Origin of the sequence: Methanofollis tationis, from assembly GCF_013377755.1 — an archaeon.
Classification (GTDB): Archaea; Halobacteriota; Methanomicrobia; order Methanomicrobiales; family Methanofollaceae; genus Methanofollis; species Methanofollis tationis.
In genome coordinates this window covers 2,073,038-2,089,934 of sequence record NZ_JABXWR010000001.1, presented here as the reverse complement: position 1 = coordinate 2,089,934, position 16,897 = coordinate 2,073,038, and the positions used below count along the sequence as shown (strand labels likewise).

The following is a 16,897-nucleotide window of genomic DNA, read 5'->3' as shown; positions in this document are numbered from 1 at the left end:
GACGCCAACCTCATGCCATGGTTTCTGACAGGGAACAGGCGGTCTTCGAGGCCGGGATCAAACTCGGCGCCCTGTACCACCAGTGGGTCGGCACCCCGATCTCGCGGGCGACGGCGGCCTCGGTGGAGGCGGCGATCGAGGCGGCGGTCGGGCTCCAGCCCTACGTGACCGCGATCACGGTCAGGCTCAACCGCGACCTGATGACGGCGAACCCGTTCGGCTACTCTGAGCTGCGGGGCGAGATGTTCGCGGTGACGATCACGACCGAGTACGGCGGGGCCCGCTGCGTCGCCGACCTGCACTATACCGGCGAATACCCGCTGATGAGCATTCGAAGTGTCGATGAAGCCTCCTGAGATCCCGATCACCGACGATCACATCCACTTCAACCCGCGTGCAGGCCGCGGCGTCGAGGCGGCGAAGGACTTTTTGCGGGCCGGCGGGACGCACCTGTTCATGGTCTCCCTGCCGGCCTACTCCCTGGGCGTTCTGCCGCGGACCGGCGACGACTACCGGGAGGCCTTCGATGAGACGCTCCGCGTGGCCGGGCTGGTGCGGGGCGTCGGGATCACGGTCTTCCCGGTCCTCGGCGTCCACCCGGTCGAACTCCTGAAGTATGCGGAGAAGGTCGGCCTCCAGGCCGCCGAGGAGATTGTCTGCGCAGGGCTCGACGTGGCGGCCGGATACGTGGAGGAAGGACTGGCCGTCGCCCTCAAGAGCGGGCGGCCGCATTTCCCGGTGGCGCCCGAGATCGCCGCGGCGTCGGAACGGGTGCTGGTGCGGGCGCTGGAGCTCAGCGCCGATGCCGGGTGCGCTCTCCAGATCCACGCCGAGAGCGGCCCCTGCGCCGATATCCTCGATCTTGCCGCACGGGCCGGCATGGATGGAAGCCGCGTCGTCAAACACTATGCGACGCCCGAGACCCCCCTGGTCCCGTCGTTTCTTGCAAAGCAGGAGGGGCTGGCCGAAATGGCGCGTTCAGGCCGGCGGTTCATGATGGAGACCGATTACATGGACGAGAACAGCCGGCCCGGAGCGGTGATGGGGCCGAAGTCCGTGCCCAGGATCACCCGTCACCTGCTGGAGAGCGGTGCGATCACGCCCGGGGACGCATGGTGTATCCATGCCGAAACTCCGGGCCGCGTCTACGGTGTGGAGATCGCCCTCTAGGACGATCCACCCTTTTTTTATCGGTGCCGCCGACATACTACTGATGTACCTGAAAGTCCACCATACACCACAGGGTGAGGTGGTGGCGGTCTGCGATGCCGACCTGCTCAACACCACCCTCAGCCACGGCGACGTCCGGATCGCCATCACCGGGGCGTTTTACGGCACCGAGCAGGCGACCGAGGAAGAGATCCGCGCCGCCCTTAAAAATGCCAGCAATGCAAACCTCATGGGGAAGAAGGCGACCGGGGTCGCCATCGCCATGGGACTGATCACACAGAAGGGATGCCTGTCTGTCGGCGGCGTCCCGCATGCCATCATCATCACCGTCTGATCATGGAAATCCTCAGGAGCGTCTGCCCGCGATGCGGCAAACCCTCGGCCGGGCTCTGCAATGAGTGCCGGGCGGCCGAGACAGAATGGTTCACCTGCGACCCGAGAGTGGAGACGATCTACTGCCCGGTCTGCGACTCGCGCAAACAGGGGAAGACCTGGAGCGACACCACCGTCGATAGGGCGGCCCTGCTCCAGGAGCTGGCGTATTCGGCGCTTCACTTCCACCCGGACGTCAGGCGCCCGGAGGTGCAGTTCACCTTCAGGGAGACGAGCCCGAACCGGACGGCCGTCACCGCGGAGGTCCGCGGCCTGCTCTACGGGGTCGAGGTCTCGGGCGAGTGCAGCACGAAGATCGTCTGGATAAAAGAGCAGTGCGACCGGTGCAACCGGATCAGCGGCGGGTATTACGAGGGGATCATCCAGGTGCGGGCGACCGACCGGCGGCCCTCGGTGCGCGAGATCGACCGGGCGGCACGGATCACCGAGGAACTCGAGACCTCCCTCCAGGAGGCGGGCGAACGCCTCGCCTTTGTCTCGAAGGTCGAGGCGACGAAGGACGGGCTGGATATCGTGGTCGGCTCGAACCATATGGGCCAGATCCTCGCGAGCCAGATCACCGGCGCCCTCGGCGGCCGTCTCTCCACCCACCCGAAGCTCGTGGGGGAGAAGGACGGGAAGAAGCTCTACCGGATCACCTTCCTGATCCGCCTGCCGCGCTACCAGCGCGGGGACGTCGTCCTCAGCCGCGGCCGGTACCTTGAGGTGCGCTCGGCGACGCAGGGGCAGGTGCAGGCCTTCGACCTGCAGGACGGTACGAACCGGATCGTCAGGGAGGACGAGATCGAACGGCTTGTCGGGAATGTCGGCGATGCCGAGAGCGCCCTCGTCGCCTATCTCTACGACGACGTCCTGGGCATCCTGGACCCGCGAACGCAGGGCGCGGTGGAGTGCCGGGCGCTGCCCTGGCTCCACCCCGAAGAGGGCGGGACGGTCATGGTGATCAGGGACAGCGAGACCGGACAGTTCGTGCTCGTCGGGTGAGCATGCGGGTGCGGAGGGTCAGGAAAGAGGCGCTTGCGGCAGCGGTGCGCGAGCCGTGGGCCGATCCCTCCCGCAGGCCGTATGTCGAGGGGGAGGTCGCCCTGGTGCCGGTGCGCGAGGGGTATCCCTGCGATGATGACCTCCCTGAGCGGCGGCCGTATTGCGGCCGGCCTTTCCAGATGATCGGCGACACGGCGGTGGTGCGCGGCCGGCGGCCGACCGCGGAGGAGGTGGCGGCGATCCTCGCCTGGCGACGGCCGGCCTGCGTGCTGTACCTCGCGGCGATCGAGGGTGTCCGCCGCCTGCCTGCGGTGGAGACGCTCTACGGCGAGGCTCACCCGGTCTGCCACCACGAGAACGGACTTTGCTACCGGCTTAACCCGGCCGAGGTGATGTATGCGGCCGGAAACCTGGAGGAGCGGGCCTTGATGGGCAGGACGGTGCAGGAAGGCGAGCGGGTGGCCGACATGTTCGCCGGGATCGGCTACTTCACCCTGCCGATGGCGGCGGCCGGGGCGAATGTGCACGCCATGGAGATAAACCCGGTCTCGTTCGGCTACCTCGCGGAGAATATCGAGGCGAACGGGCTTATCGGGAGGGTCACGGCTGAGTGCGGCGACTGCCGCAGCCTGCTCGCCGGCACCTACGACCGGATCGTGATGGGGCATTTCGACGCCGTTGCGTTTCTCTCCGAAGCCCTCGCCCATGCAAGGGGGGGAACCACCATCCACCTCCACGCCCTCGGGGACGTTGCGGACGCGGCCCGGGTTTCGGCTGAATCGACCGGTTTCAAGGTCAGAATCGCCACCCGCAAAGTAAAGAAATATGGGCCGCATATATGGCATATCGTACACGAGATGGTGCTCTCATGACCGGCGGCGGAAAACTCGAAGGGAAAACAATAATTCTGGGCGTTACCGGCAGCATTGCGGCGGTCGAGACGGTGCGGCTCGCCCACGAGCTGCGGCGGCGCGGCGCCGCGGTGCAGGCGGTGATGACGGCGGCGGCCTGCGGGATCGTCCACCCGGACGCCCTCACGTATGCGACGGGCCGGGAGGCGATCGTCCGCTGCACCGGCATGGTGGAGCACGTCCTCTACTGCGGGGAAGGCGGATGCGCCGACCTGCTGCTCGTCGCACCCTGCACGGCGAACACCATCGGGAAGATCGCCTGCGGGATCGACGATACCCCGGTCACCACCTTTGCGACGACGGCGCTCGGCCGCAGGATGCCAGTGGTGGTGGCGCCGGCGATGCACGAGAGCATGTACCGCCACCCGGCCGTCGCCGCAAACCTTGAGCGCCTGCGGGCCTGGGGCATCGAGATCGTCCCGCCGCGGATCGAGGAGGGGCGGGCGAAGATCGCCGGGATCGAGGAGATCGTCCTCCACGCCGAACGTGCCCTCTCGGGTCGGCCCCTTGCCGGAAAACGGGTGCTGATCACGAGCGGCGCCTGCGCCGAGGCGGTGGACGATGTCCGGGTGCTCACCACCCGCTCGACCGGGCAGATGGGCCGCGCCCTGGCCCTCGAGGCATTCAGGCTCGGGGCGGAGGTGACGGTCGTCCATGCGGGCCGGTTCCCGTGCGTGCGGAATGTGCATGCCGAAACGGCCGCGGAGATGATGGAGGCCGTCCTTCGAGAGGCGCCGGCGGCAGACATCTATATCTCGGCGGCGGCGATCTCGGACTTTTTGCCCGAACGGGCAGAGGGGAAGATCCCGAGCGGGACGGGGCGGACGATCCGTCTCGAACCGCTCCCGAAGGTGCTGGACGCCGTGCTCGATGTTTTTACCGGGACGGCGGTCGCCTTCAAACTCGGCTGGGACGAGGAGGCGCGGGCGCGCTCGATGCTGGCCTCAGGCGTCGCCATGGTGGTGACGAATGCGCCGCCGGCGATGGGGGCCGCCGGGGGGGAGTTTGTAATGATGACGGGGGAGAGGAGCGAACAGGTGAGCGGGACGAAGGAGGAGGTGGCGGCGGCGATATGGTCCGCACTGCTGTAGCGTTCTCGCCCGGGCACATCTCCGGCTACTTCATGAAAGTGGCGGGGGAGAGCCCGGCGACGACCGGGAGCCTGGGGGCCGGGATCGTCATCGAGGAGGGGGTCGTGGCCTCGGCCTCGGCGGCCGAGACGATCGAGGTCGTGGTCGGCCGGAGGGACACGGAGGGCGCGGTGCTCTCCGAGGCTTCAGGGTCGCCGCCGGTGGAGTACGCCCTGGAGCGCCTCGATGTGAGCGCACGCGTGGAGACACGGTGCAGCCTCCCGATCGGGGCCGGGTTCGGGCTCTCGGCCGCGGCCCTGCTTGCCTCGATCACGGCGGTCGACGCCCTCTTCGACCTCGGCATGGACCGCCGGGGGATTGCGGCCCTCGCCCATGAGGCCGAGGTGGTGCACAGCACCGGCCTCGGGGACGTCGCCGCCTGCCAGGGCGGCGGGATCGTCTGCCGGACGACGCCCGGGCCCGGGGGAGAGATCAGGCGATTTTACCCCGAGGAGGCGATCTGGGCAGTCTCGTTCGGGCCACTCCCGACGCCCGAGGTGATCGGGTCGCAGGCGCAGATCGAGCGGATCGCCGCCGCCTTTCCCGAGGGGTGCCCCTCCGACCTCCCTGAATTTTTCAGGCTCTCCCGTGCATTTGCCGGCCGAAGCGGGCTTGTCCCCCCGGAGGTCGGGGCGGTGCTCGCCGCCTGCGACGCCGCCGGGGTCCGTGCGAGCATGACGATGCTCGGGCGAGGGGCGTTTGCCACCGGCGACGGTGCTGAGGAGGTATTCTCCCGGTTCGCGCCGCCGATCCCCCTGCACATCGCCCGCGAGGGGTTCAGGCTGCTGGAGGTGCGGGCGTGATCCCTGAGGACCACCCGCGCTATGCCGCCCTGGTGGTGCGGGAGCGCCTGGCCGATGCGATGCGGGCCGGGATCGTGGCGCCCGAGGGGCTGATCGCCCAGGGGCGCGGCGAGGCCTTCGACTACCTGCTCGGCGAGCGGACGACGGCGAGCGCCGCGCGCGCTGAGATCGACGCCGCCGCGATGCTGCTCGCCGCACGGCGCCCGGTGATCTCGGTGAACGGGAACACCGCCGCCCTCTCCGCCCACCAGCTCGCCGACCTGCAGGAGGCGAGCGGGGCCCTGGTGGAGGTGAACCTCTTCCACCGGACCGAGGAGCGGATGCAGCGGATCACGGCCCTGCTGGAAGAGCACGGCGTGGACGTCCTTGCCGGCGCCCCTGAGCGGCTGATCCCCCTCTCCCACGACCGCGCCCTCTGCCTGCCCGAGGGGATCGGCGCCGCCGATCTGGTGCTGGTCCCGCTCGAGGACGGGGATCGGTGCGCCGCCCTGCGGCAGATGGGAAAGGCGGTGATCGCCGTCGACCTAAATCCCCTCTCCAGGACGGCGCAGACGGCGACCCTGCCGGTGATCGACGAGGTGCGGCGGGCGGTGCCGGCGATCGCCGCGGCCTGCCGGACGATGACGCCTGCAGAGGCGCGGGAGCGTGCATGCGGCGTGGACGGGAAGAGATACCTGAGAGAGGCGCTCGCCGCAATCGCCGCACGGCTGGAGGAGATGGGGCATGCTCTGGAGTGAAAAATACCGGCCGTCGACCCTGGAAGGCGTCCTCGGCCAGGAGGAGGCGGTGCGGGTGCTCTCGTCGTTTGCGGAGAGTGGGAACGTCCCGCACCTGCTGGTCGTCGGGCCGACCGGGACCGGGAAGAGCATCGCCGTCGAGGCGCTCGCCCGGACGCTGTACGGTGCGAACTGGCAGGAGAACACCACCGTCTTCCCGACGGCCGACCTCTTCGAGCAGGGGAAGAAATACCTCGAAGCGGACGAGCGTTTCGGGCACATCTATAAGAAAGACGAGAGTTTCCTGACGAACTTCAAGTACCTGGTGAAGTGGTACGCCGCCATCAGGCCCCTCGACGCCGGGTTCAAACTGATGGTCTTCGAGGGGGCGTCGGCGATCAGCCGCGAGGCCCAGCAGGGGCTGCGCCGGATCATGGAGCGCTACTCGGGGACCTGCCGGTTCGTCTTTCTCACCACGAACGGCAGCGCCATCATCCCGGCGATCGCCTCGCGCTGCCTGCCGATCACCTTCGTCCCGGTGGACGACGACCTGATCAGGCGGCGGCTCACCGCGATCCTGGAGGGCGAGGGCGTGGCGGCCGAACGGGTCTCCGCGGACGACCTCGACCTGATCGTGCCGGCGGCCGGGGGCGACCTGCGGCGGGCGACGATCCTGCTCCAGGTCTTTGCCGAGTCGAAGGGGCCGGTCGATCTTGCACAGACCACCTCGTCAGAGACCGAGACCGTCGCCGCCTCGGCTTTTGCGGCGCTGATGAGCGGGAACCCGGCGGCGGCGCGCCAGCGGGCCGAGTCCCTGCTCATCGACTACGGGCTCACCGGGCCTGAGGTGATCAGGGAACTTGCGAAGGCGGCCGAACGGGAGTACAACGATCCCAGGATCGCCGTCGCCCTTGCCGACGCCGACCTGGTGATCAGGCGGGGCTCGAACGAATTCATTCAGATCAACGCCCTGCTGGCGAGGATCAGCCAGGAGGTTTTTTCATGAAACGCGACCTCGAAAAGATACGCCAGCACTACGACCATGTGGCCGGGGTCTATGATTCCCGGTACGGCGGGAGCGTGGGGAGCCGGTACCACGGCCATATCAGGGATCATGTCATGCGGTGCCTGCCGCCCGGGGGCGACCTGCTCGACCTCGGCTGCGGGACCGGGCTGTTTATGGCCCATTACCTCTCCAACGGCGGGACGGCGGTGGGACTGGACCTCTCGTATGCGATGGTGCATGCGGCGCGGTTCCAGAACGGGCTCGATCATGTGATGGCCGGGACGGCGGATCGGCTGCCGTTCAAGGACGCGTCGTTCGACGCCGTCTCCAGCATCCTGGCCTTCAGCTACGTGCCTGATCCGGCGGCGATGCTCGCCGAGGTCAGCCGCGTGCTGAGACCGGGCGGGCGGGTGGCGATCTGCACCCTGGGCCGCAATGTCTTCACCTCGGCGCTGCCGGTGATCTACCGCCTGGGGGAGAAAATGCACTGGCGCCGGATCGGGGTCGGGGATTTCGGCGAGCACTACTATACCGAGGAGGAGCTGGAAGACCTCTTCGCGGCCGCCGGGTTCGTGGATACAAAGGTGAACCGGTGCTCGTTCGCCCACGTGAACCTCTCCAGGCCCTTCTTCGACCTGGCGCAGCGCGCCGAGCCCCTGGTGGAGCGCCGGTGCCCGTACCTCGCCTTCAATATCTGTGCGAGCGGGAAAAAAGAGCGATAAGGCGGCTCTAATCCGGGGTGCGGAGCCGCTCGAGTATCCGTTTTTTCTTTGCCACGGCGGCGTCGGCCGCCTGTTCGACCCGTTTTTTCATCTCGTCGAAGTCGCGGGGTTCGGTGTCGACCACTTTTTTCACCGGGGTGTAGGCCGATTCCCTGAACCGCGGCTGAAAATCGCATTCTTTCCCGCCGGAGAGGAGGACCGATGCCGCCGGACCCGCTTCGACGTAGCCGATTCTCTCTATGGGGACGCCGGCGCCCCTGATCACGGCCGTGACCTCGTCGACGTATTCGGGCGGGACGACGATGAGCAGGGCGTCGAGGGAGACGCCGAGGTAGTCGATCTCCAGAGCGTCGAGCATGGCGAGCACCCGCGGCTCGACGAGGGACCTGAGGTTTGCCTCGTCGATGACGATCCGGCAGTCGGCGGTCTCGGCCATCTCGTAGACGTCGCCGCGGAGCCCGCCGTTGGTGACGTCGGTCATGGTGTGGATGTGGCGGAGGACCGGGCTCTTGAGGAGGGCCTCGGCGGCCCTGAGGAAGTGGAGGTTGATCGTCTCCTCGACGACCGCGGTGTAGCCGAAGTAGAGGGCGGTGGTGGCGATGGTGCCGCCGCCGGCGCCGGCGGTCATGAGGATGACGTCGCCGGGGCAGGTCTCTTTTCTGGCGGTGAGGTAGTCGGCGACGCCGACGGCGCCGACGCACCCGGTCATGCGGTCGCCAAGCACCATGTCGCCGCCGATGCGCAAGGTGGAGCCGGTGACCAGGGGGACGCCCATCGCTTCGGCGACGACGGCGATCCCGGCGGTGTAGTCGAAGATCTTGGCGACGTCGCCGTCGTCGGCGACATGGATGTCTGAGAGGAGGGCGACGGGTGTTGCGCCCATGACGTAGACGTCGCGCAGGGTGGCCCGGGTGACGTGGAAGCCGGCGAGGAAGGGGAAGTCGGAGAGGCGGGAGTGCATGCCGTCGACGGTGGTGATGATGTATTTCCCGTTCGCGGCGACGGCGCCGGCGTCGTCCATCTCGTCGACGCCGACGGCGGCGGCGGCCGTGCCGATGATCCGGGGGAACTGGCGGTGGGCGAAGAAGTCGCCTTTGCCCCGGGAACCGACGCCGAACTCGCCCATCGTGACCCCGGCCGCCTCGAAGGCGAAGAGGTCGCCCTCAAGCCCCGAGGTGTTTTTGACTTCCTGCACGACGGCGCGGGCGAATTCCTGTGCATATTCGTCTGAGACCCGCCTCTTGATGGTGGTGATCTCGTGTGTGAGGGCACGGACGATCTCGTCCTCGCCCCTGCCCGCGGCAAATGCCCGGCGGACAAATCCCTCGATATCCATAGATCAGGATCGACGGGAGGGGTGTTAAAGGCAGTGATGAGAAGAGGAACGAACGACGACGATATGAATAATATTATTATCATCCATGAGTGAGATATAAAATTGGGAGAACTGGCCCGGTGGAGCAGTTGTCTTGATTGTGGATGGATTATTGCCCGGAAGAGAGGAGATTATGAAAACATTTATCCTGACCGCCGTGCTCTGGGAAGAAGACGGCGTTTATGTGTCGAAATGCCCTGAACTGGGTGTCGCAAGCTGCGGCGATACGCCAGATGAAGCGCTGGTGAATTTGAAGGAGGCCGTGGAGTTGTACCTGGAGAACGCAAAAGAACTCGGTCTCGATGACGACGAGATCAGCGCAGCCATGAAGGCGCCCCATAAATTCACCTCGACGTTTGAGGTATCGGCGTGAATAAACTCCCTGTCCTTTCTTCGGACGATGTTATCGGTGCACTGAAGCGAGCAGGGTTTGATTATGCACCAAGGCGGGGCAAAGGGAGCCATGTTGCCCTGTATAAGGCCGAAACGACAGGAAAGAACCTGCTTGTTATTGTTCCGAAAAAGAAGGATATTCCCAGAGGAACGCTGCTGTCGATACTCAAGCAGGCAGATCTCACAAAAGAGGAGTTTTTCACCCTGCTCGGGTAATCTCTATCATTTTATCAGATCTGGATAGAGGTTGCACTGTTTTTTTCTCTGTTCTGCAATAGAAACTTTATTTTTCTTCGGATGTGACCTGCCCCGCGCCTGCTGGCCCGGGCCTTCCCGCTCCGTCCCGAACGCCCCTGCACGATAAGGTGTTCTCACCCGAGGGGACGGTTACGCGGAACGCCAGCGGACCGGCGCAACACGCTTGAATAAGAAGTTGATAGGAGAGTAGTCTCCTCATGTGTCAACAAATCGTTGTGAACCGTGAGGAGGATGGCGGGCGGTGATGCCGGAGAGGCCGACGCCGGTTTCCTCCCCGTAATTCATATACGGATACACATACACAGCCACATGGCGACAAGGACGATCTCCATCACCGATGAAGCCTACGACCTCCTCAAAGGGCTGAAGCGATCGGAGAGGGATAGTTTCTCCGATGTGATCCTCCGCCACTACCCCGGGAAGAGAAGATTGTCCGAGGTGTTAAAAGAGATCGGGGAGTGCGATGAACGGCGAGGGCGTATATGCGACAGCGCCTGCCGCGTCGTATCTCCGGGAGTATGACCAGAACTCCCTGTTTGCGGTCGGGGCAGAGGGTTGTTTTCGCTCCGTGAACATGGTGTTCATGGGGCGTGAACTGCCTGTCCACCGTCCCCAGAGGGCGCGGGGATCGCTCGATCATAACCTAGATATTGGATACCTCTGTATACCATAGTATGCCATGTGCTACCGACACCACGACCATCAAGATCAAGGTCCCCCTTAAGAACCGCCTGGATTCTCTGAAGATCCACCCGCGGGAGTCCTATACCGACGTGATCGGGCGGCTTGTGGAGATGGCCGTCGATGACGAACCTCTCAGCGATGCGACGATCAAGGCCATTGAGGAATCCCTCGAAGATATCAAGAAGGGCCGGGTCTATACCCTTGAGCAGGTCATGTCGGAGCTGAAAGACGAATGAGGTATCGCCTCTTCTTCTCCGCGACGGCCCGTCGTGAGATCACGCGCATCCCGAGGGACGATGCCCTGAAGATCGGTGAAGCGCTGGTCTCCCTGGCCGGGGAGACGGATCCGCGGAGGCAGGTGAAGAGGGTGCAGGGAGGACAGAACCCCCCATTTTATTCTCTCCTGGTCGGGGAATACCGCGCGATCCTCACCATCGTCGATGACGTGATGGTCATCCATGTGATCGAGGTGGGGCATCGGCGTACAGGAATTCGTGATGGGGGGAGATGAACTGTTATCTGCCCGAGACGATCTCCTCCATCCGGTCGATGAACTCTTCGGTCAGTTCGATAACGCTCTCTATTTCATCGGGGAGAGGTGCCGGACTGAACGAATACTGGCTACTCTCGCGTTTCTTTCGCATCCGTCCGAAGAGAGATAGCCACCTGGCGTCGAGTCTTCCTGCTGAAACATAGGTGCCGAGATACTGTTCAAGGCAGTAGTGGCTTTTCTCCCTGATGCCGTCCCTGAAGAGGACGGATCTGCCGGCGTGGAACCATGCGAAGTAGAGGCCGTTCATCGCCAGTCTGGTGGTGCCGATGGCGCCGGACTGTCGCGCCTCGTCGAGATAGGCGCGGGCGAGGGCGATCGACTGGCACGCCTTCTCGTACGAGGGTTCGACAGTCTGGAGTTTGCCGTCGGCAAAGCAGTCGTCAAGTGGTTGCAAAGTCTTCACCATCCAGTGTCAGGTGTCCGGTTTTCAGGCCCGTGTAGAATGGCCGGTCGTGTTCTCCAAGGTGTCGCACTTTGTCGGGGGTGAGGAGGAGGGCGTTGACTTCGCAGTGGATGCGCAGTGCGATGGCCTGTTCGAGTTCTGCCGCCCTGATCTCGGTCCCGGGGTCGAGGGCGTCGACAAGGACCCAGAGGTCGAGGTCGCTCTCTGCCGTGTTGGTGCCGCTGGCCCATGATCCGTAGATACCGATCCCCTGCGCCCATGCGGGGAGAACGATCAGGTCTTTGAGGAGGTCAAGGTTGAGGAGGCGCTTGATGGCCAGCCAGAGGGCGGAGTCGTCCCGTATAAATGCCCGGTTTTCGCGCCTGAGCAGCCCTTCTTCGACGAGCAGATTGAGGTAACCGGATACAAGCCCTTTTGAGACGCCGGTGGCGAGGGCGACCGCTCCGACGGTGGCTGATTTCCCGAGGCTGATGTGACGGAGGATGCGGATACGCTCTTCTGTTTTGAAGATCTCCGGGAGCATGATCAGGGCCCCTGTTTGCGGCGGAGGGAGATGATGTTTTCGATCCGTGAACATATTGTTCACGTTGCGTGAACATCCGGGTCTGCACCCATCCATGGGAGGAAAGAACTATCGGCAGGCACCTTGATACACGGACGAGGAGGAACACACCCATGATTCCAGAGAGATGCACGTTCTGCAGGGGCGGGCTGCACGAGGGAGAGAGGCTTGAGTTCATCGCACGCGTTGGGGACGAGATTATTGTCATCAAAGAGGTCCCCGCCTTCGTCTGCGACCGCTGCGGTGAGGCGTATTACACCGCCGATATCTCCCGGCGGATCGATGCGGTGATGAAGGACGTCCACGAGGGGAGGATCTGCGCCCGCCCGCTCGCGGCCGGCGAGGTCGATCTCGCGGTGTGAGGGCGGTCAGGAATAGTGCATCCTCGCGTTCACTGTGTGAGATTTCCGGCCTACGATTCTCAGGAACTGTCCGGGGGGATATTTCGTCCTCCCATCCTCTTCAGTTTCCTCTTCTCCCGCTCTCCGCCACTGCATGAGCAAGCCGATCACAGAGATCAGCGGCAAACCCCGCCAGGATGCGAAGCGTGGAAGAGGGGAGTCTTATCAGGCGGGTAGGAGGAGGGGCAAACGTCGTGGTCGTCAGGAGAGGGATCACGGAAATATCGAGTAGATCTCTTCCCGGGATTTTACGCGGTAGAGGATCAGGGTTCCGGTTGCGGTGAGTCTGCACCCGATCCGGTATCGCCCTACACGTATTCGGTAGAAGTCTGAATATCCTTTCATTTTTTTGAAGTCGAAATCGGTATAGAGATCGGTGGAGGCAGGGAGGTCGGTAAACGCCAGCTCTTCGATGGTATCTCTGGTGGGGGGCGGGATCTTAGCAAGATCCTTTAAAAACGTCTTTTTATAGAGGCAGGGGACCATTTCAGGCGGATCCCTGTATCTTTTTATAATATTTCAGTGCCTCTGAACGGTCGAGGGGCTCTTCGTCGTCGGCTTCATGGATGAACTGCGCAAGGCCGTAGTCTTCGAGAATGGATTCGATCCGTTCAAAGGTCGCGATGTCGATGATGACGCCGACCGGGGTGTTGTCTTCGGACATCACGTACTGGCGCTTTATTTCAGACATCATTGTTCCCTGTTACCTTCTATCATGCCTTATGATATAACTGTGATCACCATGCATGGCCTTTGAAGGCGATCCGCGTCCCTGCCGGGCGGAGGCAGATGGCGATGAGAGGCCTCGATCCCGGGGCGGCGCACCCCAATCCCCCTTCATGCCCGCCATTACCTCACCCGAAGAGCCGCGAAGGCGGGGGCGAGACGCCCACGATCTGACGGCAAAAAACGCCACCTACTTCTCCTCCCGGCGCACACCTCACGATCATGTATTCCTATCCGTGCGCCCTCACGATCGCGGGCTCGGACTCGGGCGGCGGGGCCGGGATCGAGGCCGACCTGGCGGCCTTCGCCGCCCTCGGCGTCTGGGGGACGGCGGCGGTGACGGCGGTGACCGCCCAGAACCCCGGCGGGGTGGCGGGGGCGTGGCCCCTGCCGCCGGATGCGGTGGCGGCGCAGATGCGGTCGGTCTTCGAGGCGTTCCCGGTGGCGGCGGCGAAGACCGGGATGCTCGCCGAGGCCGGGATCATCAGGGCGGTGGCGGCGGCGGTCCCGGCGGGGATCCCGATCGTCGTCGACCCGGTGATGGTGGCGACCTCGGGCGCCCGCCTGCTCGCGGAGGAGGCGGCGGAGGCGCTGGTGCGCCACCTCATCCCGCGTGCGGCGGTGGTGACCCCGAACATCCCGGAGGCGGAGGCGCTCGCGGGGATGGAGGTCAGGAACCTCGCCGGTATGCGGGCGGCGGCGGAGGCGGTCCTGGCGATGGGCGCCGCCGCGGTGGTCGTGAAGGGGGGCCACCTCGCCGGGGCGCCGGCCGACCTCCTCCTCGATCGCGAAGGGGAGGCCCTCCTCACCGGCACCCGCTCGCCCTACGACGTCCACGGCTCGGGCTGCTGCTTCTCGGCGGCTCTCTCGGCCGGCCTCGCCCGCGGCATGGGCCTGCGGGAGGCGTTCCCGGCGGCGAAGGCGTTCACCGCCGATGCGATCAGCCACGCCGTCCCTGACCGTTCGGGGCGGCGCTCGGTCAGGCCCCTGTGGCGGTGCGGCAGGGGGGAGGAAAAATCGGGGTGAAGGCAGAAGGGATGATCGCAAAAAATCGTTATTCCTCTATAATTTAACAAAATACAATTTTTTCTTCGGCACAATAAATACGCAAGGATTATATTTTGATCGTTGGAATTGACCCCTTCGCCGCGGGGCGATCACCCCCGGATCCTGCGAGGGGACGGGGGCGACCGCCACCCGCCCCGGAGGAGGCCCGCCCCTCCGGGCCGGCCCTCCAGGGCGGGGCGGGCATCGCACCTCCAGAGAAACCACAGTTCTCCGACTTCTCCGGCGGATTCACAGGATCATGGCCGGGAAATATATATCATATTACTATATCGCTGGCGCATTAAAATGAAAATCATTATATACAAGAACGATATAGCACGTAGTAGCCATGCCCCCCCCCGGGGTGTGGAGGTGAAAACCGATGAAACAGTTCGTACAGAATGAAGAAGCGGTGTCGCCGGTCATCGGCGTCATCCTCATGGTCGCCATCACGGTGATCCTGGCCGCGGTTATTGCCGCGTTCGTGTTCGGGATGGCAGGAAATGTGCAGACCTCAAAGACGGTCGTTGTGACGGCAAAACTCAATGCTTCCTCAGAACCTGAGTTTATGGTTCAGGGTGGAGCAGACATGAACAGTCTTACCAACCTCATCATTCAGCTTAACGGAACAAAAGTCGCTGAAGAAGACAATCCAACGGTTGGTCAGATCATTAAAATAAACAACAATTCAACCTTCACTCAGGGTGTCTCTCGTATAGTCGTCCTCGGCGAGTTCAACGACGGCACCTCACAGGTCCTTCTTGACAAGGTCCTCTAATTCTTTTTAACTTTATTTTTCTGTTTTCTGGTGACTTGATGAACACCCCCCCACGCACCCTCGGCCTCCTGGCCGCCTGCCTCCTCGCCCCGCTCACCGTCTTCACGATCGGCGACTGGATGGGCGCAGGCCTCCGCTTCCCCCTCGTCCTGTACCAGGACACCATCCATGGTATATCATGGATCCCCCTCTGGCGCGAGATCACCTACGTCACCTCAGGCCTGATCGGGGGCCGCTCGGCCCTCGCGATCCTCCTCTGGACCCTCGGCACCCTCCTCCTGATCGCCGCCGCCTGCCTCCTGATCGTCAGGTGGTATGAGAAGGGCCAGCGGCCCGTCGCCCTCCTCCTCGCCGGGGCCGGGGCGGCGTTCCTCCTCTCCTGCGTGGCGCACTACGGCCCGCTCTTCCACGGCCCCGCGGGCGTGTGCGTCCCGGTCGGGGTGCCGCTCGTCTTCGCCGCGGCGTGGTTTGTGTGGCGGGGGGAGGACGGAGAGGACGAATCCACCTCTCCGGATAGTTCCTGAGAATCATGGAACGACGATCTCATGCTACAGTCCTTCACCCTTTCATGCGGGCCATCTCAGCCCGCCCCGGACAAAGCCTTAATCTCCCTCCGGAACCAAAGTCATCCCTGACCGCACATGATCATCGAGTACATCACGGCGGCGCTGCATCACGCCCGATACGAGATCATCGAGGACGACGAACCCTACTACGGCGAAGTTCCCGAACTGCCTGGAGTCTGGGCCACCGGCACGACGCTTGAGGCGTGCCGGGAACGCCTGGCCGAGGTCATCGACGACTGGCTCGTGATCAGGCTGAGGAGGGGGATGCCCATCCCGCCGATCGACGGGATCACCATCCGGGAAACCACCAGGATGGATGCCGATGCCGGATCATAAGATCCGGCCGGTATCATGGAGTGATCTCGTTCGAAATCTCCGAAATTTCGGATTCGAAGGACCATATTCCGGGGGCAAACATCCATTCATGATCAGGGACGATCTGGTCCTCACCGTCCCGAACCCGCACACAAAGGAGATCGGTGTGGACCTGTTGATGCGGATCTTGAAGCAGGCCGGGATCTCGCGGGAGGAATGGGTATTGTCGGAGGAGAGATAACAACCCCGAAATACCCTGGAGTGCGACGGTCGGCATGAGAAACCGATTGATCCACGGATATTTCTTCGTAAAATACGATATCTTCCGGGACACCGCAACATCCGACCTCCCACCCATCATAGATGATCTTGAGCATCTGGTGGCCGCCAGGAGGTCCGGGAGCAAAGGGGATCGGGCGTCGTTGATCAAGCATCCGGTTCAAAGAGCAGGCAGTGCCTTCCCAAACGGGTGTTCCCAAACCATTATCCAATACCATCGATAATAATCATCTGATTATGATCTTCAAAGTCGTCGTCACGCCCGACCCCGAAGACGGCGGGTTTACCGTCAGCTGCCCCGCACTCCCCGGTTGCCACTCCGAGGGAGAGACCCTTGAAGAGGCGCTGGAAAACATCGGGGACGCCATCGCCGGGTGTGTGGCCGTGCTCAACGAACGGGCACACCGGCAGGGAGAAAGCAGCGTCATCGACGTCTCCGTGTAACTGGCCAGGGCGAAACTCCCCCTCATCTCCTGCTCAACGGAGGGTCAGGACCTTCCACACATTCGGTCGCACCACACCCAGGCAGACAGGACGTCATAGGATCCTGGAAACGGCCGGGCCGGCTGGAGAGGAGAAGGCCCGAACCCGAAAAACAAGGTTTACTGGCCGCGGCAATTAACGCAGAAATTATTTAGCAGAAGAACTCCACTATCGTTTCTTATCAGAACGTCCAAACGATACCATCAAAAGATCCCGGCCAGACGACCATTCGATCGCCG

Annotated in this window: 28 protein-coding genes; 23 read left to right on the top strand and 5 right to left on the bottom strand. The window is 63.8% G+C overall.

Features of this window, described 5'->3' with window-relative positions; translation table 11 throughout:
- The first annotated feature begins 17 nt into the window (after positions 1 to 17).
- The 10 genes from HWN36_RS10890 to HWN36_RS10845 are packed head-to-tail and all read left to right on the top strand — an operon-like array spanning position 18 to position 7,835.
- On the top strand, positions 18 to 356 hold the full coding sequence (locus HWN36_RS10890; protein WP_176789405.1) for a dihydroneopterin aldolase family protein: 339 nt from the start codon (positions 18 to 20) through the stop codon (positions 354 to 356).
- A complete protein-coding gene (locus HWN36_RS10885; RefSeq protein WP_176789404.1) occupies positions 343 to 1,170 on the top strand; it encodes a TatD family hydrolase in 828 nt (275 codons plus the stop codon). Before HWN36_RS10890 ends, HWN36_RS10885 begins: the two co-directional genes overlap by 14 nt.
- A gap of 43 nt (positions 1,171 to 1,213) precedes the next feature.
- Entirely contained in the window at positions 1,214 to 1,504 is a 291-nt protein-coding gene (locus tag HWN36_RS10880; RefSeq protein WP_176789403.1) for a DUF424 domain-containing protein, read from the top strand.
- Between the two features lie 2 nt (positions 1,505 to 1,506).
- A complete protein-coding gene (locus HWN36_RS10875) occupies positions 1,507 to 2,547 on the top strand; it encodes a 60S ribosomal export protein NMD3 (RefSeq protein ID WP_176789402.1) in 1,041 nt (346 codons plus the stop codon).
- A 2-nt stretch (positions 2,548 to 2,549) separates the two neighbouring features.
- A complete protein-coding gene (locus tag HWN36_RS10870) occupies positions 2,550 to 3,419 on the top strand; it encodes a class I SAM-dependent methyltransferase (protein WP_176789401.1) in 870 nt (289 codons plus the stop codon).
- Positions 3,416 to 4,549: a bifunctional phosphopantothenoylcysteine decarboxylase/phosphopantothenate--cysteine ligase CoaBC gene (gene coaBC / locus HWN36_RS10865; RefSeq protein ID WP_176789400.1), complete on the top strand. Its 1,134-nt coding sequence runs from the start codon at positions 3,416 to 3,418 to the stop codon at positions 4,547 to 4,549. Before HWN36_RS10870 ends, coaBC begins: the two co-directional genes overlap by 4 nt.
- A complete protein-coding gene (locus tag HWN36_RS10860) occupies positions 4,531 to 5,391 on the top strand; it encodes a pantoate kinase (RefSeq protein WP_176789399.1) in 861 nt (286 codons plus the stop codon). Before coaBC ends, HWN36_RS10860 begins: the two co-directional genes overlap by 19 nt.
- Positions 5,388 to 6,128 carry a 4-phosphopantoate--beta-alanine ligase gene (locus tag HWN36_RS10855; protein WP_176789398.1) on the top strand — a complete coding sequence of 247 codons (741 nt, stop codon included), beginning with the start codon at positions 5,388 to 5,390 and terminating at the stop codon, positions 6,126 to 6,128. Before HWN36_RS10860 ends, HWN36_RS10855 begins: the two co-directional genes overlap by 4 nt.
- Positions 6,115 to 7,113, top strand: coding sequence for a replication factor C small subunit (locus HWN36_RS10850; RefSeq protein WP_176789397.1), 999 nt, complete (start codon positions 6,115 to 6,117; stop codon positions 7,111 to 7,113). The genes HWN36_RS10855 and HWN36_RS10850 overlap by 14 nt, the downstream gene beginning before the upstream one ends.
- Positions 7,110 to 7,835: a class I SAM-dependent methyltransferase gene (locus HWN36_RS10845; protein ID WP_176789396.1), complete on the top strand. Its 726-nt coding sequence runs from the start codon at positions 7,110 to 7,112 to the stop codon at positions 7,833 to 7,835. The genes HWN36_RS10850 and HWN36_RS10845 overlap by 4 nt, the downstream gene beginning before the upstream one ends.
- Positions 7,836 to 7,842: 7 nt before the next feature.
- On the opposite strand, the gene HWN36_RS10840 is transcribed toward HWN36_RS10845, so the two are convergent.
- A complete protein-coding gene (locus tag HWN36_RS10840) occupies positions 7,843 to 9,171 on the bottom strand; it encodes an AIR synthase-related protein (RefSeq protein WP_176789395.1) in 1,329 nt (442 codons plus the stop codon).
- Positions 9,172 to 9,343: 172 nt separating this feature from the next.
- Here HWN36_RS10840 and HWN36_RS10835 point away from each other — a divergent pair, with 172 nt between their 5' ends.
- From HWN36_RS10835 to HWN36_RS10815, 5 genes are all read left to right on the top strand, one after another.
- The gene (locus tag HWN36_RS10835; protein ID WP_176789394.1) at positions 9,344 to 9,583 is read left to right on the top strand and encodes a type II toxin-antitoxin system HicB family antitoxin; all 240 of its coding nucleotides are present in this window, start codon (positions 9,344 to 9,346) and stop codon (positions 9,581 to 9,583) included.
- Positions 9,580 to 9,819, top strand: a complete 240-nt coding sequence (locus tag HWN36_RS10830) for a type II toxin-antitoxin system HicA family toxin (protein ID WP_176789393.1) — start codon at positions 9,580 to 9,582, stop codon at positions 9,817 to 9,819. Before HWN36_RS10835 ends, HWN36_RS10830 begins: the two co-directional genes overlap by 4 nt.
- Before the next feature lie 351 nt (positions 9,820 to 10,170).
- Positions 10,171 to 10,383 (top strand): antitoxin VapB family protein, encoded by a 213-nt coding sequence (locus HWN36_RS10825; RefSeq protein ID WP_176789392.1) that lies wholly within the window; start codon positions 10,171 to 10,173, stop codon positions 10,381 to 10,383.
- A 152-nt stretch (positions 10,384 to 10,535) separates the two neighbouring features.
- Positions 10,536 to 10,781: a DUF7557 family protein gene (locus tag HWN36_RS10820; RefSeq protein ID WP_176789391.1), complete on the top strand. Its 246-nt coding sequence runs from the start codon at positions 10,536 to 10,538 to the stop codon at positions 10,779 to 10,781.
- Positions 10,778 to 11,056: a type II toxin-antitoxin system RelE family toxin gene (locus HWN36_RS10815; protein ID WP_176789390.1), complete on the top strand. Its 279-nt coding sequence runs from the start codon at positions 10,778 to 10,780 to the stop codon at positions 11,054 to 11,056. The genes HWN36_RS10820 and HWN36_RS10815 overlap by 4 nt, the downstream gene beginning before the upstream one ends.
- 4 nt (positions 11,057 to 11,060) lie before the next feature.
- Here the strand turns inward: HWN36_RS10815 and HWN36_RS10810 are convergent, their stop codons facing one another.
- Positions 11,061 to 11,492, bottom strand: a complete 432-nt coding sequence (locus HWN36_RS10810) for a HEPN domain-containing protein (protein ID WP_176789389.1) — start codon at positions 11,490 to 11,492, stop codon at positions 11,061 to 11,063.
- Positions 11,479 to 12,024 carry a MarR family transcriptional regulator gene (locus HWN36_RS10805; protein ID WP_176789388.1) on the bottom strand — a complete coding sequence of 182 codons (546 nt, stop codon included), beginning with the start codon at positions 12,022 to 12,024 and terminating at the stop codon, positions 11,479 to 11,481. The genes HWN36_RS10810 and HWN36_RS10805 overlap by 14 nt, the downstream gene beginning before the upstream one ends.
- Before the next feature lie 152 nt (positions 12,025 to 12,176).
- Between HWN36_RS10805 and HWN36_RS10800 the strand changes: the two genes are divergently transcribed.
- The gene (locus HWN36_RS10800; RefSeq protein WP_176789387.1) at positions 12,177 to 12,425 is read left to right on the top strand and encodes a type II toxin-antitoxin system MqsA family antitoxin; all 249 of its coding nucleotides are present in this window, start codon (positions 12,177 to 12,179) and stop codon (positions 12,423 to 12,425) included.
- A gap of 252 nt (positions 12,426 to 12,677) precedes the next feature.
- Here HWN36_RS10800 and HWN36_RS10795 read toward each other — a convergent pair whose 3' ends face one another.
- Both HWN36_RS10795 and HWN36_RS10790 read right to left on the bottom strand, forming a co-directional pair.
- Positions 12,678 to 12,950 carry a type II toxin-antitoxin system RelE family toxin gene (locus tag HWN36_RS10795; protein WP_176789385.1) on the bottom strand — a complete coding sequence of 91 codons (273 nt, stop codon included), beginning with the start codon at positions 12,948 to 12,950 and terminating at the stop codon, positions 12,678 to 12,680.
- Position 12,951: 1 nt separating this feature from the next.
- Positions 12,952 to 13,158, bottom strand: coding sequence for a hypothetical protein (locus HWN36_RS10790; protein WP_246269905.1), 207 nt, complete (start codon positions 13,156 to 13,158; stop codon positions 12,952 to 12,954).
- A gap of 254 nt (positions 13,159 to 13,412) precedes the next feature.
- Here HWN36_RS10790 and thiD point away from each other — a divergent pair, with 254 nt between their 5' ends.
- The 7 genes from thiD (at position 13,413) to HWN36_RS10755 (ending at position 16,619) form a co-directional block, all read left to right on the top strand.
- Positions 13,413 to 14,216, top strand: coding sequence for a bifunctional hydroxymethylpyrimidine kinase/phosphomethylpyrimidine kinase (gene thiD / locus HWN36_RS10785; protein ID WP_176789380.1), 804 nt, complete (start codon positions 13,413 to 13,415; stop codon positions 14,214 to 14,216).
- Positions 14,217 to 14,619: 403 nt separating this feature from the next.
- The gene (locus HWN36_RS10780; protein WP_176789378.1) at positions 14,620 to 15,015 is read left to right on the top strand and encodes a type IV pilin; all 396 of its coding nucleotides are present in this window, start codon (positions 14,620 to 14,622) and stop codon (positions 15,013 to 15,015) included.
- A gap of 38 nt (positions 15,016 to 15,053) precedes the next feature.
- Positions 15,054 to 15,539 (top strand): hypothetical protein, encoded by a 486-nt coding sequence (locus tag HWN36_RS10775; protein WP_176789376.1) that lies wholly within the window; start codon positions 15,054 to 15,056, stop codon positions 15,537 to 15,539.
- 117 nt (positions 15,540 to 15,656) lie between these two features.
- Positions 15,657 to 15,917, top strand: coding sequence for a type II toxin-antitoxin system HicB family antitoxin (locus HWN36_RS10770; RefSeq protein WP_176789374.1), 261 nt, complete (start codon positions 15,657 to 15,659; stop codon positions 15,915 to 15,917).
- Positions 15,898 to 16,137 (top strand): type II toxin-antitoxin system HicA family toxin, encoded by a 240-nt coding sequence (locus HWN36_RS10765; RefSeq protein WP_343044976.1) that lies wholly within the window; start codon positions 15,898 to 15,900, stop codon positions 16,135 to 16,137. Before HWN36_RS10770 ends, HWN36_RS10765 begins: the two co-directional genes overlap by 20 nt.
- Positions 16,138 to 16,171: 34 nt before the next feature.
- Positions 16,172 to 16,399 (top strand): HepT-like ribonuclease domain-containing protein, encoded by a 228-nt coding sequence (locus HWN36_RS10760; RefSeq protein WP_176789369.1) that lies wholly within the window; start codon positions 16,172 to 16,174, stop codon positions 16,397 to 16,399.
- A 13-nt stretch (positions 16,400 to 16,412) separates the two neighbouring features.
- On the top strand, positions 16,413 to 16,619 hold the full coding sequence (locus tag HWN36_RS10755; RefSeq protein ID WP_176789367.1) for a type II toxin-antitoxin system HicB family antitoxin: 207 nt from the start codon (positions 16,413 to 16,415) through the stop codon (positions 16,617 to 16,619).
- Positions 16,620 to 16,897: the final 278 nt, after the last annotated feature.

Coding starts and splice junctions, on each gene's coding strand:
- HWN36_RS10890 (WP_176789405.1), top strand. CDS start 18: ATGGTTTCTGACAGGGAACAGGCGGTCTTCGAGGCCGGGATCAAACTC.
- HWN36_RS10885 (WP_176789404.1), top strand. CDS start 343: ATGAAGCCTCCTGAGATCCCGATCACCGACGATCACATCCACTTCAAC.
- HWN36_RS10880 (WP_176789403.1), top strand. CDS start 1,214: ATGTACCTGAAAGTCCACCATACACCACAGGGTGAGGTGGTGGCGGTC.
- HWN36_RS10875 (WP_176789402.1), top strand. CDS start 1,507: ATGGAAATCCTCAGGAGCGTCTGCCCGCGATGCGGCAAACCCTCGGCC.
- HWN36_RS10870 (WP_176789401.1), top strand. CDS start 2,550: ATGCGGGTGCGGAGGGTCAGGAAAGAGGCGCTTGCGGCAGCGGTGCGC.
- coaBC (WP_176789400.1), top strand. CDS start 3,416: ATGACCGGCGGCGGAAAACTCGAAGGGAAAACAATAATTCTGGGCGTT.
- HWN36_RS10860 (WP_176789399.1), top strand. CDS start 4,531: ATGGTCCGCACTGCTGTAGCGTTCTCGCCCGGGCACATCTCCGGCTAC.
- HWN36_RS10850 (WP_176789397.1), top strand. CDS start 6,115: ATGCTCTGGAGTGAAAAATACCGGCCGTCGACCCTGGAAGGCGTCCTC.
- HWN36_RS10845 (WP_176789396.1), top strand. CDS start 7,110: ATGAAACGCGACCTCGAAAAGATACGCCAGCACTACGACCATGTGGCC.
- HWN36_RS10840 (WP_176789395.1), bottom strand. CDS start 9,171: ATGGATATCGAGGGATTTGTCCGCCGGGCATTTGCCGCGGGCAGGGGC.
- HWN36_RS10835 (WP_176789394.1), top strand. CDS start 9,344: ATGAAAACATTTATCCTGACCGCCGTGCTCTGGGAAGAAGACGGCGTT.
- HWN36_RS10825 (WP_176789392.1), top strand. CDS start 10,171: ATGGCGACAAGGACGATCTCCATCACCGATGAAGCCTACGACCTCCTC.
- HWN36_RS10820 (WP_176789391.1), top strand. CDS start 10,536: ATGCCATGTGCTACCGACACCACGACCATCAAGATCAAGGTCCCCCTT.
- HWN36_RS10815 (WP_176789390.1), top strand. CDS start 10,778: ATGAGGTATCGCCTCTTCTTCTCCGCGACGGCCCGTCGTGAGATCACG.
- HWN36_RS10805 (WP_176789388.1), bottom strand. CDS start 12,024: ATGCTCCCGGAGATCTTCAAAACAGAAGAGCGTATCCGCATCCTCCGT.
- HWN36_RS10800 (WP_176789387.1), top strand. CDS start 12,177: ATGATTCCAGAGAGATGCACGTTCTGCAGGGGCGGGCTGCACGAGGGA.
- HWN36_RS10795 (WP_176789385.1), bottom strand. CDS start 12,950: ATGGTCCCCTGCCTCTATAAAAAGACGTTTTTAAAGGATCTTGCTAAG.
- HWN36_RS10790 (WP_246269905.1), bottom strand. CDS start 13,158: ATGATGTCTGAAATAAAGCGCCAGTACGTGATGTCCGAAGACAACACC.
- thiD (WP_176789380.1), top strand. CDS start 13,413: ATGTATTCCTATCCGTGCGCCCTCACGATCGCGGGCTCGGACTCGGGC.
- HWN36_RS10780 (WP_176789378.1), top strand. CDS start 14,620: ATGAAACAGTTCGTACAGAATGAAGAAGCGGTGTCGCCGGTCATCGGC.
- HWN36_RS10775 (WP_176789376.1), top strand. CDS start 15,054: ATGAACACCCCCCCACGCACCCTCGGCCTCCTGGCCGCCTGCCTCCTC.
- HWN36_RS10770 (WP_176789374.1), top strand. CDS start 15,657: ATGATCATCGAGTACATCACGGCGGCGCTGCATCACGCCCGATACGAG.
- HWN36_RS10765 (WP_343044976.1), top strand. CDS start 15,898: ATGCCGATGCCGGATCATAAGATCCGGCCGGTATCATGGAGTGATCTC.
- HWN36_RS10760 (WP_176789369.1), top strand. CDS start 16,172: ATGAGAAACCGATTGATCCACGGATATTTCTTCGTAAAATACGATATC.
- HWN36_RS10755 (WP_176789367.1), top strand. CDS start 16,413: ATGATCTTCAAAGTCGTCGTCACGCCCGACCCCGAAGACGGCGGGTTT.